The sequence below is a fragment of the Candidatus Krumholzibacteriia bacterium genome (genome assembly GCA_035268685.1).
Lineage (GTDB): Bacteria > Krumholzibacteriota > Krumholzibacteriia > JAJRXK01 > JAJRXK01 > JAJRXK01.
Window position 1 is genome coordinate 28,178 of sequence record DATFKK010000145.1, and the last position, 13,341, is coordinate 41,518.

Here is a 13,341-nt window from a genome sequence, read left to right on the forward strand (position 1 = left end):
AAGGTCCTTTCCATGGCACTGTCGCTTCCGTCCGCGCTGCTCACGGCCGCCCCTTCGGCGCCGTTCGCCTTCGCCCCGCCGTCCGACGGCGAGGGGGGCAATCCCTTCATCGGGCTGCTGCCCCTGGTCCTGATCATGGTGATCTTCTACCTGCTGGTCATCCGTCCGCAGCAGAAGCGCTACAAGGACCACCAGAAGATGGTGCAGGCCCTGGGCCGGGGGGACCGGATCCTCACCAACGGCGGGCTCTACGCCACGGTCCAGGACGTCAAGGACGACATGATCGTGTGCGTGATCGCCGACGGAGTGAAGGTCGAGGTCGCGAAGAATTCGGTGTCGTCACGTGTGGCGGCCAAGGGTGCCAAGGAAGAGGGCGGCAAGTCCGGCAAGTCCTCGAAGAAGTAGGTCATGCGCGAAGAAGAGCTCGAGGTCCTGCTGTACGGTCATCCCGATCTGCGTGTGAAGTGCGATCCGGTGGAGACCTTCGACGACGAGCTGCGTGCGCTCGCTCGTCGCATGGAGACCACCATGCTCGCCGAGCGCGGGATCGGTCTGGCCGCGCCGCAGGTGGGCGTGACGCGACGCATGTTCCTGGCCGAGGACCAGCGCGAGGGTCTGCCGCGTACGCTCGCCCTGGTGAATCCCGAGATCACCTTCCTCTCGCAGGAGCGCGACAAGTTCAACGAGGGTTGCCTGAGCTTCCCCGACGTCTTCGCCGACGTGAACCGCCCCGTGCGCGCGCAGGTGCGCTACCAGGACCTCGAAGGCAACGAGCACCAACTCGAGGACGACGGACTGCTCGCGCGGGTGGTCCAGCACGAGCACGACCACCTCGACGGCAGGCTCTTCGTCGACCACCTGCCCATGATCAAGCGCAAGCTGCTCGCCCGGAAGCTCAAGGATCTGCAGCGCCGGGCCCGCGAACAGCAGCAGACCGGTCGCTGAACCGATGCGCGCCGTCTTCTGCGGATCCCCCGACTTCGCCGTGCCCGCGCTCGACGCCGTGGTCGACGCGGGCTTCGAGGTCCCTCTGGTGGTCAGCCAGCCCGACCGGGTCCGAGGCCGTCGAGGCAAAGCCACACCGACGCCCGTCCGGGCGCGGGGGGTCGAGCGCGGACTCGACACCGCCGTGCTGGAACGGGGCAAGGCGAACCGGGTGGCGCTGTACGAGCGGGTGCTGGCCCTGGAGCCCGACATCGTGCTCGTGGTGGCCTTCGGGCACATCGTGCGCGAGCCCTTGCTCGGCGGAGCGCGGCTCGGCTGTCTGAACGTGCATGCCTCCTTGCTCCCCCGTTGGAGGGGGCCCGCGCCGATCCACACCGCGATCGTGGCCGGCGACGACGAGACCGGTGTCTGCACCATGGAGCTCGCCGCCGGCGTCGACACGGGCGATGTCTACGACGTGTCCCGCACGTCGATCGAGCCGAATCTCACCGCCGGCGAACTGCACGATCGTCTGGCGGTCCTCGGTGCCGACCTGCTGGTGTCGACCCTGCGCCGTCTCGACGAGGGGGACACCCACGCCACGCCGCAGCCCGAGGAGGGGATCACGCACGCACCGATGCTTTCGAAGTCCGAGGGCAGCGTGGACTTCGACGCTCCCTGCCGTCGCGTGCACGACCGCGTGCGCGGTTTCGATCCGTGGCCGGGCGTGACCGTGCGCAGCGGCGAGGTACACCTGAAGCTGAGCGGATCCCGCGCGCTGTCGCTGCCCGCGCGGGAGGCGCCGGGAACGATCGAGACGATCGACGACGAGGGAATGCTCGTGGCCTGTGCCGACGATCTGCTCCTGGTCCGTCGCGTCCAGCCGGCCGGACGACGACCCATGCGTCCGATCGAGTGCGCGCGGGGACACGGGCTGGCCGTGGGAGCGGCGTTGCGCCCCGTCGAGGGCTTCGAGCCGGTGGAGCCGCGGCTTTGAGGCGGAAGGTGCGTGGCCGGCGGGTGCGCCGGGTCGATCCCGTTCGGCGGGCCGCCGTCGAACTGCTGGAGGCGTGGCAGAGGGGACACCGACACGTCGAGGATCTGGTCGAGGACCTGGAACGTCGCCCCGGTCCGGACAGCGCATCGGATCGGGCCTACGTCGACCGGCGCCGGTTGCGCGAGATCGTCTACGGGGCGGTTCGTCTGCACGCGCGCTACGATCATCTGATCGCGGTGTTCAGCGACGGCACCAAATCGCCGCCGCCCCGCCTGCGTGCCCTCTTCTGGGTCGCCCTGCACGAACACACCGAAATGCGGTCACCCGATCACGCCGTGGTGAGCGAGGCGGTCGACCTGACCCATGCCCTGCGGCTGGAATGGGCTGCCGGTTGGGTCAACGCCGTCTTGCGCCGGGCGACACGTGAGGACCTGGCGTCGTGCTTCCCCGATCCCGGGACGGACCCGATCGGTCACGCCGCGACCTGGCACAGCCATCCGCGGTGGTTGGCCGAACGGTGGCACGCTCTGCTCGGCGCCGCCGAGATGTCCGCGCTGTGCGCGGCGGGCAACGAGCGTCCGGTCGTCCACCTGCGGGCCGCTCCCGGCCGCCGCGACGCACTGCAGGACGAACTCCGACGCTTCGAGTGGGAAACGCACGCCGTCGACGGGGTGCCCGATGCCCTGGAGCTGGACACCCGGGTCCCGCCGGCCGTCGTGCTCGAGGCGGTCGAGGAGTCCTGTGCCGTGCAGGACGCCGCGGCTCAACTCGTGGCTCCGCTGCTGACCCTCGAACCGGTTGCGGAGCCACGCGTTCTCGACGCCTGTGCCGCGCCCGGCGGCAAGACCCTGCACCTGGCCCAGTTGCTGGGGACGTCGGCGCACGTCGTCGCCGCCGATCCGGTCGCCGCCCGACTGACCCGGGTGCGGCAGGGACTCGACCGGCTCGACCTCGGCGGCCGCGTGCACCTGGTGGCGGCCGACGGTGAGGCCCTGCCCCTGCGCGCGGGCGCCTTCGACGGCGTGCTCGTCGACGCTCCCTGCACGGGGACGGGCGTGCTCGCCCGCCGTCACGATGCGCGCTGGCTGCGCCGTCCCGAAGACCTGGTCGAACTGCCGAAGCTGCAGGCGCGACTGCTCGAGGCGGCCATCGACCGCACGCGAGCCGGCGGTGTGATCGTCTACGCGACCTGCTCGCTCGAGCCCGAGGAGAACGACGAAGTGGTGGACACCGTCCTCGCCCGTCGCGAGGATATCGAGGAGATCGGTGTGGACGATGCCGTCGACGAACGATTCCGGCGCGGATCCCGGTTGCAGACCTGGCCGCACCGCCACGGGATCGACGGCGCATTCGCCGCGCGTCTGCGGCGAACCGGTGAGGTCGCTTCGTGAGTCTCGGTCGCCTGCTCCTGACCCTCGCGCTCGTGCTGGTCCTCGGCGTGGCCCTCGTGGGCGCGGCCGACCTGTGGTTGCTGCCGTGGATCGTGCACCAGCAGACCGAGGTGCTCGTCCCCGACCTGACCGGCCGCTCGCTCGACGAGGCGGAGCAGGAACTCGCCGACCTCGGACTGCGCATGATCACCGGCGAAGAGGTCTACGATCCGGGAGCCTCCGCCGGAACGGTCCTGGAGCAGCACCCGCCCACCCTGCGCGCCGTGCGCCGGGGTCGGCCGGTGACGGTGGTGGTCGCGGCCGGGGAACCCCTGGCGCGGGTCCCCGACCTGGTCGGTCTGAGCCAGCGCCAGTGCGAGATCGAACTCGGCCGCGTCGGGTTGCGGCTGGGCCGGGTGGCGCGCAGCTTCGACCCCGACGGCTCGCTCGGCGTCGTGGCCCAGCGGCCGCACGCCGGCACCGACGTCCAGCGGGAGAGCGCGGTGTCGATCCTCGTGCGCGAGGGCCACGAGCGGTCGTGGCACCGGATGCCGAACCTGGTCGGCAATCCCCTCGGTCGGGTCCGCGAGGAACTGGGCCGTGCGGGCTTCGACATCCGTCGCGTCACGTATCGTTCCGACGCCGGGCAGTTGCCCGGTACGGTCCTCGACCAGTGGCCCCCGGCGGGGTCACGCATCCCCACGGGAGGATCCATTGAGCTGGTGGCAGCGAGCCGGGGCTGATCCCGCCGCCGTAGCCGTCGCGCCGTCGATCCTGGCCGCCGACGCCGCGCGGCTGGGAGCCGCGGTCGAGGCGGTCGACGCGGCCGGTGCGGACCTGATCCACCTCGACGTCATGGACGGTCACTTCGTCGACAACATCACGCTGGGTCCGCACGTGGCCGCGGCGCTCCGCCGGCACACCCGCCTGCCGCTCGACTGCCACCTCATGGTCACCGATCCGGCCGACTACGCCCCTCGCTTCGCCGACGCCGGCGCGGATTCCGTGAGCTTCCACTGGGAACTCGAGACAGACCACGTGGCCATCGCCCGGCGGCTGCGCGAGGGCGGGTGCCGGCCCGGCCTCGTGGTCAACCCCAGGACCGACATCGGACCGAAGATGCGTGACGTCCTGGGCGCATTCGACCTCGTTCTCGTCATGTCGGTGCACCCGGGCTTCGGGGGCCAGGCCTTCGACCCGTCCGTCCTGCCCAAGCTGCAGGAACTGGCCCGCTGGCGGGAGGAGGACGGCCTGGACCTCGTGCTCGAGATCGACGGTGGTATCAACGCCGACACCGCCCCCCGGGCGCGAGCCGCCGGCGCGCAGATCCTGGTCGCCGGTTCGGCGGTCTTCGGGGGTGACGACCCCGCCGCGGCGATCGCCGCGCTGCGCTCGGAGGGCTGAGGGCGACGAGGACGCCAGTTGCGGCCCTTGTCGCCGTTTGCTACCGTTCTACGCTGTGCTCGAAACCGGAGGCGCCGGCTTCCGGGAACGCACTCGCAGGAGAAGCGCCGGCCCCGCGTGCCGGCGACCGCACGGAACCGGGCGCAGGCCCGGTTCTTCGTCCCGGCCCGGGGAGGCCGGGCGGGATCCCCGCAGAGAACGACGTCGGGAGAAGATCGTGTTCGGCGATCTGCAGGAAAGACTCGAAGGCGTGTTCCGTGGCCTGACCGGCGCGGGCAAGCTGCGCGAGGAAGACGTCGCCGACGCGATGCGCGAGATCCGTCGTGCGTTGCTCTCCGCCGACGTCGAGGTCGGCGTGGCGCGCACCTTCGTCGGGCGGGTCAAGGAGCGCGCGGTCGGGGCCGAGGTGCTCGAGAGCGTCACGCCCGGCCAGCAGGTCGTGAAGATCGTCCACGACGAGATGGTGGAGCTGCTCGGAGCCGAAGCTTCACCGCTCGCGCTCGACGGCGGCAAGCCGCCGATCCCCATTCTGATCATGGGACTGCAGGGAAGCGGGAAGACCAGCTTCTGCAGCAAGCTCGCCCTGCACCTGAAGACGTCGGGCCGTCGGCCGCTGCTCGCCGCGTGCGACCTGCAGCGCCCGGCCGCGATCGACCAGCTCGAGGTGCTCGCCGGTGAGATCGACGTGCCGGTGTATACGCAGCGCGACACCAAGGACGTGGTCGAGGTCGCCGAGGCCGCGCGTTCCGCCGCGCGCGAGAAGCTGTGCGACGTCCTGATCGTCGACACCGCCGGTCGCCTGCAGGTCGACGAAGACCTCATGGAGCAGCTGTCCGCGCTCGAGAAGGCACTGGAGCCGGCCGAGCGCCTTCTGGTGCTCGACGCGATGACCGGCCAGGAGGCCGTTGCCATCGCGAAGACCTTCGACGAGCGCATCGGCACCACCGGTTCGGTGCTCACCAAGCTCGACGGCGACGCCCGCGGTGGTGCTGCGCTGTCGCTGGTCGAGGTCACCGGCAAGCCGATCAAGTTCGTCGGCGTGGGCGAGAAGCCCAAGGATCTCGACGTCTTCCACCCCGACCGCATCGCCGGCCGCATCCTGGGCATGGGCGACATCCTGTCGTTGGTGGAGAAGGCACAGGCGGACATCGACGAGGACAAGGCCGCGCGCATGGAAGAACGCATGCGCAAGGCCGAGTTCACCTTCGACGACTTCCTCGACCAGCTCCGGCAGTTGAGGAAGATGGGGAGCCTGAAGTCCATACTGGGCATGATGCCCGGCATGAACTCCAAGGCGCTCAAGGACGCGAACGTGGACGAATCGGCGTTGACGCGCACCGAGGCCATCATCTGTTCGATGACCGGCAAGGAGCGCGCGCGACCGGACATCATCAACGGCAGCCGCCGTAAGCGCATTGCTCGCGGAAGCGGAGTCCAGGTCTCCGACGTGAACAAGCTGCTCAAGCAGTACCGCGACATGAAGAAGATGATGAAGATGATGAAGAAGACCGGGAACCTGGACAAACTCGGCAAACAGATGCTCGGAGGCGCGGCGCCGTCGCGCTTCTCCTGAGTCGACCCGAAGCGGGCGCCGCCGCGTCCGCGTGCACAGAGCAAGGAGGGCCGCATGGCCACGACCATTCGCCTCACCCGGATGGGGCGGAAGCAGGCGCCGTTCTACCGGATCGTCGTGTGCGACTCGCGCACGCGTCGCGACGGCGACTACATCGACAACCTGGGTTTCTACAATCCCATGCCCGACGCCTTCGAGCTGCGGGTGGACCACGACCGTGCCGTCGAGTGGCTGCAGAAGGGTGCCCAGCCCACGGGGACTGCGGGCAGTCTGCTGCGCAACGAGGGTGTGATGTACCGCTGGCACCTCATGAAGCAGGGCGCTTCGATCGAAGAGATCGAATCGAAGGTCGAGGATTTCCGGACACGTCGCTCCCAGCAGTCGGAGAAGATCCGTCAGGAGAGCGAGGCGCGTCTGACGAAGTGGCACCAGGAACGCGAGCAGTCGGCCCAGGAGAAGCGCAAGGCCGCCGAGGCCGAGGCGAAGAAGGCCGAGGCCCCCGCGAGCGAGGAAGCGACCGCCGAGAGTGCGGCCGAAGGTGATGAGGCCGCCGGGGAGACGTCGGAGTCGTGAGAGCCGTGGTCGAGACCGTGGTGCGGCATCTCGTCGATCATCCCGACCACGTCGACATCGAGGAGATCGACGAGGGTCGTCGCGTGACCTTCAACGTGCGGGTGCACGAGGACGATCGGGGCAACCTCATCGGCCGCGGCGGCGGTACGGCACAGGCGTTGCGCACACTGCTCAACGGGTTGGGGCAGCGCAAGCGCATGAGGGTGGACCTCGAGATCCTGGACTGAGGACGTTGCGGTCGTGTTCGTCGAGATGGGCGAGGTCGTCAATGCCGTCGGACTGCGGGGCGAGCTCAAGCTCCTGGTCACCGGCAACATCGACGAGGACGTGCTGCAGAGCGAGTTCCTGCGTATGCGCCCGCCGGGTGGTCCGGATCGTCGGGTGCAGTGCACGCAGCACCGCTGGAAGGGCCGGACGCTGATCGTCCGAATCCACGGAGTCGAGGATCGCGACCGGGCCGAGGAACTGAAAGGGCAACTGCTGGGCTTCGGGTCCGAGGACTACGACCAGCCCGGCTTTCCCAAGGGAGACGAACTCCCGGCTTTCGTCTACCACGACCTCGAGGTCGTCACGACGGAGGGAGAGAGGATCGGACGCGTCGACGACGTGTGGATGCTTCCCGCCAACCGGGTGTTGCGGGTGCTCACCTTCGACGACGAGCGCGAGATCCTCGTGCCGGTGATCGACGACTTCGTCCGCGAGGTCGATCGGTCGGCCGGCCGCGTGGTGATCGAGCCCGTGCCCGGGCTGCTCGACGACTGAGCGCCGGCGCGGCGAAGGGAAGAGCGCGCTGCGCATCGACCTGCTGACCCTCTTCCCGCGGCTCTGCCGGCGCGTGCTGGCCGAGGGCGTGGTGGGACGAGCGCTGCAGCGTGGGACGGTGCGTTGCGTGGTGACGGACTTCCGGCTGTTCGCCGCCGACCGTCACGGAACCGTCGACGACACGCCCTACGGGGGCGGACCGGGCATGGTGATCCGGCCCGAGCCCGTGGTGGAGGCGGTCGAGTCGGTGCGGATCGGTCGGGCGCCGGTGGTGTTGCTGACACCGCAGGGACGGCGCTTCGACCAGCAACAGGCCGAGCGCTGGGCCGACATGCTCCAGCGTCCGGCGGGCGACGATGCGGGGCAGTTGATCCTGCTCTGCGGTCGCTACAAGGGTTTCGACGAGCGCGTCCGCGAGCTCGTGGTGACCGACGAGATCTCCCTCGGCGACTTCGTGTTGTCGGGGGGCGAACTGGCCGCCCTGGCGGTCATCGATGCGGTGGTGCGGCGCGTCCCCGGAGTGCTGGGTCGGCAGGAATCGGCCGACACCGACAGCTTCGGGCCGGCGCGCGACGGCCGCCTCGACTGCGGATGGTACACGCGTCCGCCGGAGTACCGTGGGCTGCCCGTGCCGGCCCCGCTGCTCTCGGGCGACCACGCCGCGATCGAGAAGTTCCGACAGCGGGATTCCGAAGCGCGCACGCGCGCCCGGCGTTCCGACCTGAGCGACGACGCCTGATCCGGTGACCCCGGGCGGGCGCAGACCCGACCCGCGGCGCGCCGCCGGGTGGACCCTCGGTCCCCGTGAGGGGCCGGACAGGAGCCGACCATGAACATCCTCGATTCGATCCGTCACGACGGCGTGAAGCAGGACGTGCCCGACTTCCGTGTCGGCGACACCGTGAAGATCCAGGTGAAGGTGCGCGAGGGGAACAAGACGCGTCTGCAGATGTTCCAGGGCGTCGTCATCGACCGGAAGGGCTCGGCCATCGAGGAGTGCTTCACGGTGCGCAAGCTCAGCTCGGGCGTGGCCGTCGAGCGCGTGTTCCCGGTGCACTCGCCGAACATCGAGAGCATCGAGGTCGCCCGTCGCGGCAAGGTCCGCCGGGCACGCCTCAACTACCTGCGCGGGCGCAGCGGCAAGGGCGCGCGCATCGCCGAGCGCCGGGAAGACACCAGGACCAAGAGGTAGGTCCGGACCTTGTCCGGACCCGATCGCCGCCATCGCCTCGACCGGCGTCTCGCGCGCCGGGTCGAGGGGGGTCTCGTCGCCGGTGTCGACGAGGCGGGTCGTGGCTGCCTGGCCGGGCCCGTGGTCGTGGCCGCCGTGGTGCTCCCCGCCGACGCCGACCTCCCCGGGGTGCGTGACTCGAAACTCATGACACCCGACGCGCGCGAGGATGCCTACGCGCGCATCCGCGCCTGCGGTGCGCGCTTCGCCGCCCTCGCGGTCTCTCCGCGCGAGGTCGACCGCCTCAACGTGTTGCACGCCAGCGAGCGCGGCATGGAGCGCGCGGTGGAGCGCCTCGAGCGCCGCCGCCGCTTCCGGGCCGGCGCCGTGCTCGTCGACGGACATCGTGTTCCCGCGGCTCTGGGCGGCCGGGGTGTGCCCCTGGTGAAGGGTGACGACCGGAGCCTGTGCATCGCCGCGGCGAGCGTGCTGGCCAAGGTGCTCCGCGATCGTCTCATGCGGGCCTGGAGCCGCCGGTATCCCGTGTACGGTTTCGAGCGGCACGTGGGCTACCCGACCCCGCAACACCTCGACGCCCTCCGACGTCACGGTCCCTGTCCGCTGCACCGTTTCTCCTTCGCCCCGGTGGCCGCGGCCGCGCAGCCCCGGCTCGACGGTGACCTCGCGGCCGAGTGAAGTCCACGACCCGCCTCCCGCGGGTGGTTCCCCGTCATGTCCGATCACGATCCCCTGCGCGGAGCCGTCGAACGGGGCCGCGCGGGTGAGGACGTAGCTGCTCTGTACCTGCGGCTGCAGGGGTTCTCGATCCTCGACCGCAATCGGCGGGGCGACGGAGGGGAGATCGACCTCGTCGCACGCGAGGGCACGAGTCTCGTCTTCGTCGAAGTCCGCCTGCGGCGGGCGGGCGCGCGCGTTCCCGCGGCCGAATCGATCTCGGCGGCGAAACGGCTCCGGCTGCGCGCGGTCGCGGGGCGGCTGCTGCGCGACCGCGACGACCTGGCCTGGCCGGCGCGCACCGTGCGTTTCGACGTGGTGACCCTGCGGCTCGACGACGACGGGCTCGACCTGCGGCACCTGCGGGCGGTTCGCGTCTGAGACACCGCGTTGACCCCGGCGCCGCGCGCTCACTACCTTTGCGTGGAGTCTCTTCCCGCGATCCGGCAGGTGTTCGTGCGCGCGACCAGCACAGTCCTCGTCCTGCTCGTCGTCCTGGGCGCCGGTGTGGCCCGTGCCGACGACGTCCCGCGGGTCGACCTGGATCGCACCCTCCCGCGCGCGTCCGACGCACCCACCCGCGTGCGATGGTTCCTGCAGCCCGATGGGGCGGATCTCTCGACACTGCAGCGCCGGGCCACCGACGACGGGGTGGACCTCGTCGCGCGCCTCGATCGCTTCGGCGGCGACTGGGTGATCGAAGCGGACGCCGCACGCGCCGCCGAGATCGAATCCACGTGGTCGGCCCTCGGAACGTTGCGGCGCGACGTCTCGGGCACGCCGGCCCTCGCCGGCTCGACCGCCCTCGTGGGTGTTCGCTCCTTCGTCTGGGACGAACTCGAGTACCAGGGCGATCCGGTCTCGACGATCGCGATCCTCGACAGCGGCTGCGACACCGCGCACGACGACCTCGGCGATCCGCGCGACGACGACATCGACGAGCCGCCGCTGGCCGGCGACGCCAGCGACTGGTTCGACGTCCAGGGATCCTATCCGTCCGACCTCCGCCTGCGCGTGGCCGGCTGGCACGACGTGACCGACGACCTGCCCGACGCGGTCGGACCCTGGGACTACCACTTCCACGGGACGGCGCTGGCGAGCGCGGGTTTCGGTGGGGGGCGGGTCGACGGCGACGGGCGTGGGGTGGCTCCCGGGGGCCGGCTCGCGATCGTGAAGACCTGGAACTTCGAGGACCGGTGGGAGGTCTGGGCCAGCGATCTGCTGCTCGGTTTCGACTGGGTGCTCGACCATGCGGACCGGCTCCGGATCCGCGCGTGTCTGGTGGGGGCGACGTGGGCGGAGGATCCCGGATTCGGCCCCGCGATCGACGCGCTCGCCGCACGCGGGATCGCCGTGGTGGCTCCGGCCGGCAACGAGCCCGGCGCCGACATGGGCTACCCCGCGCGCCTGCCCGGCGTGATCGGCGTCGGTGCCTCTGACGCTGAGGGTGCTGTCGCCACCTATTCCTCGTGGGCGCCGGGGGACGAAGACCCCGGGACGCTCGACCTGATCGCGCCCGGCGGGAGCAGGATCGATCCCGATGCCCGCCTGCGCGTGGCCGACAACGAACCCCAGGACGCGTACGCCTTCCGCTTCGGGACCTCTCTCGCCGCGGCCCACGTGGCCGGTACGATCAGTGTCCTGTCCGAGACGATGGCCTCGGTGTCGCACCCGTGGAGGGCCGACGCCTCGCAGGTGTCGTGGATCACCGACGTGCTCAGAGCCACCGCGGCCGAAGTCGCGGCTGCCGAATCGAGCGCCGTCTTCGAACCACGGGTCGTTCGGACCGGAGCCGATCGCTTCGCCGGTCACGGGCTCCTGCAGGTCCGAGCCGCCGTCGACGCCGTCCGCAACGTGGTGTGGCCGGGCGACGACGTGCCCTTCACGCTCGACGCCCCGACCGAGGGCCCCGCGGTGTGGGCGGCCCGGGTGCCGGTCTCGATCCCGCGACCGCTCGGCTTCCGACTGCAGGTCGGGGACCTGGCCGACTTCGATCTCGTCGTGTACCGCGAGACGGACGCCGGACTCGACCCCGTGGGCGCGAGCACGCGCGCGGGCGTGGGATTGGACGAGCGGGTGGAACTGGCGACCTCGTGGACGGGTTGGGCCGTGGTGGTGGTCCGCCGGATCGAGGGCACCGGTCTGGCACGTCTCCGCGTGGAGAACCGTGCGCCCGTGCTCGAGGGTTGGCCCCTGGAGCTCAGCGCGCGCCAGGTCACCAGTCCGACCGGCTACGACTTCGGGAACGACGGCTCGACCGAGGTCGTCACCGTGAACAACCTGCAGGCCTTCCCCGACGGCCACGCCTTCCACGTCGTGACCCTGGCCGGCGAGGACGTCGGGATCTTTCCCGAGCAGTTCTTCACTCCGGGCCGGGCCGGCGAACTGACCGAGCCGGCGGTGGGCCGTCTGGGACCGGTGGAGGCCATCGTGGCCGGGAGCGAATTCGGTCAGGTGCTCGCGGTCGACGCCGCGGGCGATCTGCTCTGGATCCGCACGGTGTCGTTGTTGTCGACCACGTCGCCCGTGCTGGTCGACGAGGGACCCGACGCGCGGATCGCCGTCGGGACCAGCGCCGGAATCGCGATCCTCGATCCGAGTGGGCAGGTCGTCCAGGAGATCCCGATCGGCGGACCGGTCGAGGTCCCGCCCGCGGCGGGGGATCTCGACGGTGACGGACGCGACGAACTGCTGGTCGCCGACGTCGTGGGCAACGTGACCGCAGTCGAGACCGACGGCACGGTGTTGCCGGGCTGGCCGGTCGCCCTGGACGGTCGCTCCACGGCTCCCGTGCTTCTCGGCACGGCCACCGGAACGCGGGTCGACGAGGTGGCGCTCGTCGGGCTCGACGGCGGCGGGGCGTGGCTGCACCGCTGGCGGACCGACGGCAGCCGGATCGGGGCGACACCGATCACGCTCGACACCGATGCGCTCCCCGTGACGGCCCTTTCGCCTCTGGTCGTGGCCCGGCTCGAGCGAGGGCGCGCGCCGAGCTACGTGGTCGCGACCGTGGCCGGAGCCGAGGAGGCACCGATCGAGGCGCGGGTCCACGTGGTGGAACTCGATGGCTCGCAGAGGGTGTGGTCGCGGACACACGCCGCGCCGCACTTCGTCGACGGTCGCCTCGACGTGTACCGGGCCCTCCTCGGGGAACCGCGGGTGACCGACGTCACCGGGACGCCCACACGCGAGATCGTGGTCCCGACCATCGTCGGGTGGGGCGAAAGCGTTCGCGGGATCGAGTACCGCTACGGACTCGTGTCGGAACTCGTCCGGTGGAGCACGACCGCCGGGGCGGTGCCGATCGCGGTGGAACTCCCGCGCGAGCGATTCCCCGATCGTCGCACCGTCGCGCCGCTCGTGCAGGACCTCGACGGTGACCAGCGGGCGGAGTGGATCACGGCACGGGGCAGTGCCCTGACCCTGCTCGGCAGCGGGACCGTCGACACCGCTGTCGGCGCATGGACCGACGAGCGGGGTGGCTCGGACCGTCGGGGGTGTTTCGAGTGCCGCGAGCGCGTCGCGGTGGACGTCCCGGAGACCACGAGCCTTTTGCGTCCGGAGCTCGAAGTGCACCCGAACCCCTTCAACCCGCGGACGTCGATCCGTCTCCGCGTGCCACGGGCCGGAGCCGTGCACTGGTCCGTCTTCGACGCGCGGGGGCGGCGTGTTCGCGAGGAGTACGGTCGGGTCGATGGGGCCGGCACGGTCGAGTGGCGCTTCGACGCGACCGACGACACCGGATCGCCTCTCGCCAGTGGGGTCTATCACGTGGTGGCGCGGTGGAACGCGAGAACGGCCCACGCCCGTATGGTTCTGGTGCGCTGATCGG

At 70.8% G+C, this 13,341-nt stretch carries 15 protein-coding genes; all 15 read left to right on the forward strand.

All coding sequences use genetic code 11. From position 1 onward, the window contains the following. The first annotated feature begins 12 nt into the window (after positions 1 to 12). The 15 genes from yajC to VKA86_13775 all read left to right on the forward strand — a co-directional run bounded on the left by yajC (position 13) and on the right by VKA86_13775 (position 13,337). On the forward strand, positions 13 to 405 hold the full coding sequence (gene yajC, locus VKA86_13705; GenBank protein ID HKK72268.1) for a preprotein translocase subunit YajC: 393 nt from the start codon (positions 13 to 15) through the stop codon (positions 403 to 405). 3 nt (positions 406 to 408) lie between these two features. Beyond that, positions 409 to 945 carry a peptide deformylase gene (def, locus tag VKA86_13710; protein HKK72269.1) on the forward strand — a complete coding sequence of 179 codons (537 nt, stop codon included), beginning with the start codon at positions 409 to 411 and terminating at the stop codon, positions 943 to 945. Between the two features lie 4 nt (positions 946 to 949). Further along, positions 950 to 1,921 carry a methionyl-tRNA formyltransferase gene (fmt, locus tag VKA86_13715; protein HKK72270.1) on the forward strand — a complete coding sequence of 324 codons (972 nt, stop codon included), beginning with the start codon at positions 950 to 952 and terminating at the stop codon, positions 1,919 to 1,921. After that, positions 1,918 to 3,312, forward strand: a complete 1,395-nt coding sequence (rsmB, locus tag VKA86_13720) for a 16S rRNA (cytosine(967)-C(5))-methyltransferase RsmB (protein HKK72271.1) — start codon at positions 1,918 to 1,920, stop codon at positions 3,310 to 3,312. Before fmt ends, rsmB begins: the two co-directional genes overlap by 4 nt. After that, a complete protein-coding gene (locus VKA86_13725) occupies positions 3,309 to 4,034 on the forward strand; it encodes a PASTA domain-containing protein (GenBank protein ID HKK72272.1) in 726 nt (241 codons plus the stop codon). The genes rsmB and VKA86_13725 overlap by 4 nt, the downstream gene beginning before the upstream one ends. Next, positions 4,006 to 4,695, forward strand: a complete 690-nt coding sequence (gene rpe / locus VKA86_13730) for a ribulose-phosphate 3-epimerase (protein ID HKK72273.1) — start codon at positions 4,006 to 4,008, stop codon at positions 4,693 to 4,695. The genes VKA86_13725 and rpe overlap by 29 nt, the downstream gene beginning before the upstream one ends. Before the next feature lie 217 nt (positions 4,696 to 4,912). After that, the gene (gene ffh, locus VKA86_13735) at positions 4,913 to 6,268 is read left to right on the forward strand and encodes a signal recognition particle protein (GenBank protein HKK72274.1); all 1,356 of its coding nucleotides are present in this window, start codon (positions 4,913 to 4,915) and stop codon (positions 6,266 to 6,268) included. Positions 6,269 to 6,322: 54 nt separating this feature from the next. Next, positions 6,323 to 6,841 carry a 30S ribosomal protein S16 gene (gene rpsP / locus VKA86_13740; GenBank protein ID HKK72275.1) on the forward strand — a complete coding sequence of 173 codons (519 nt, stop codon included), beginning with the start codon at positions 6,323 to 6,325 and terminating at the stop codon, positions 6,839 to 6,841. Continuing rightward, positions 6,838 to 7,068: a KH domain-containing protein gene (locus VKA86_13745; GenBank protein ID HKK72276.1), complete on the forward strand. Its 231-nt coding sequence runs from the start codon at positions 6,838 to 6,840 to the stop codon at positions 7,066 to 7,068. The genes rpsP and VKA86_13745 overlap by 4 nt, the downstream gene beginning before the upstream one ends. A 13-nt stretch (positions 7,069 to 7,081) precedes the next feature. Beyond that, entirely contained in the window at positions 7,082 to 7,603 is a 522-nt protein-coding gene (gene rimM, locus VKA86_13750) for a ribosome maturation factor RimM (protein ID HKK72277.1), read from the forward strand. Positions 7,604 to 7,646: 43 nt separating this feature from the next. Beyond that, on the forward strand, positions 7,647 to 8,342 hold the full coding sequence (trmD, locus tag VKA86_13755; protein HKK72278.1) for a tRNA (guanosine(37)-N1)-methyltransferase TrmD: 696 nt from the start codon (positions 7,647 to 7,649) through the stop codon (positions 8,340 to 8,342). Positions 8,343 to 8,432: 90 nt separating this feature from the next. Next, on the forward strand, positions 8,433 to 8,795 hold the full coding sequence (rplS, locus tag VKA86_13760) for a 50S ribosomal protein L19 (GenBank protein HKK72279.1): 363 nt from the start codon (positions 8,433 to 8,435) through the stop codon (positions 8,793 to 8,795). Between the two features lie 9 nt (positions 8,796 to 8,804). After that, entirely contained in the window at positions 8,805 to 9,470 is a 666-nt protein-coding gene (locus tag VKA86_13765; GenBank protein ID HKK72280.1) for a ribonuclease HII, read from the forward strand. Between the two features lie 36 nt (positions 9,471 to 9,506). Then, the gene (locus tag VKA86_13770) at positions 9,507 to 9,890 is read left to right on the forward strand and encodes a YraN family protein (protein HKK72281.1); all 384 of its coding nucleotides are present in this window, start codon (positions 9,507 to 9,509) and stop codon (positions 9,888 to 9,890) included. Positions 9,891 to 9,965: 75 nt separating this feature from the next. Beyond that, positions 9,966 to 13,337 carry a S8 family serine peptidase gene (locus VKA86_13775; protein ID HKK72282.1) on the forward strand — a complete coding sequence of 1,124 codons (3,372 nt, stop codon included), beginning with the start codon at positions 9,966 to 9,968 and terminating at the stop codon, positions 13,335 to 13,337. Positions 13,338 to 13,341: the final 4 nt, after the last annotated feature.

What these genes read in the sequence shown, in the direction of transcription:
- yajC (HKK72268.1), top strand. Translation starts at nt 13, where the DNA reads ATGGCACTGTCGCTTCCGTCCGCGCTGCTCACGGCCGCCCCTTCGGCG.
- def (HKK72269.1), top strand. Translation starts at nt 409, where the DNA reads ATGCGCGAAGAAGAGCTCGAGGTCCTGCTGTACGGTCATCCCGATCTG.
- fmt (HKK72270.1), top strand. Translation starts at nt 950, where the DNA reads ATGCGCGCCGTCTTCTGCGGATCCCCCGACTTCGCCGTGCCCGCGCTC.
- rpsP (HKK72275.1), top strand. Translation starts at nt 6,323, where the DNA reads ATGGCCACGACCATTCGCCTCACCCGGATGGGGCGGAAGCAGGCGCCG.
- rplS (HKK72279.1), top strand. Translation starts at nt 8,433, where the DNA reads ATGAACATCCTCGATTCGATCCGTCACGACGGCGTGAAGCAGGACGTG.
- VKA86_13770 (HKK72281.1), top strand. Translation starts at nt 9,507, where the DNA reads ATGTCCGATCACGATCCCCTGCGCGGAGCCGTCGAACGGGGCCGCGCG.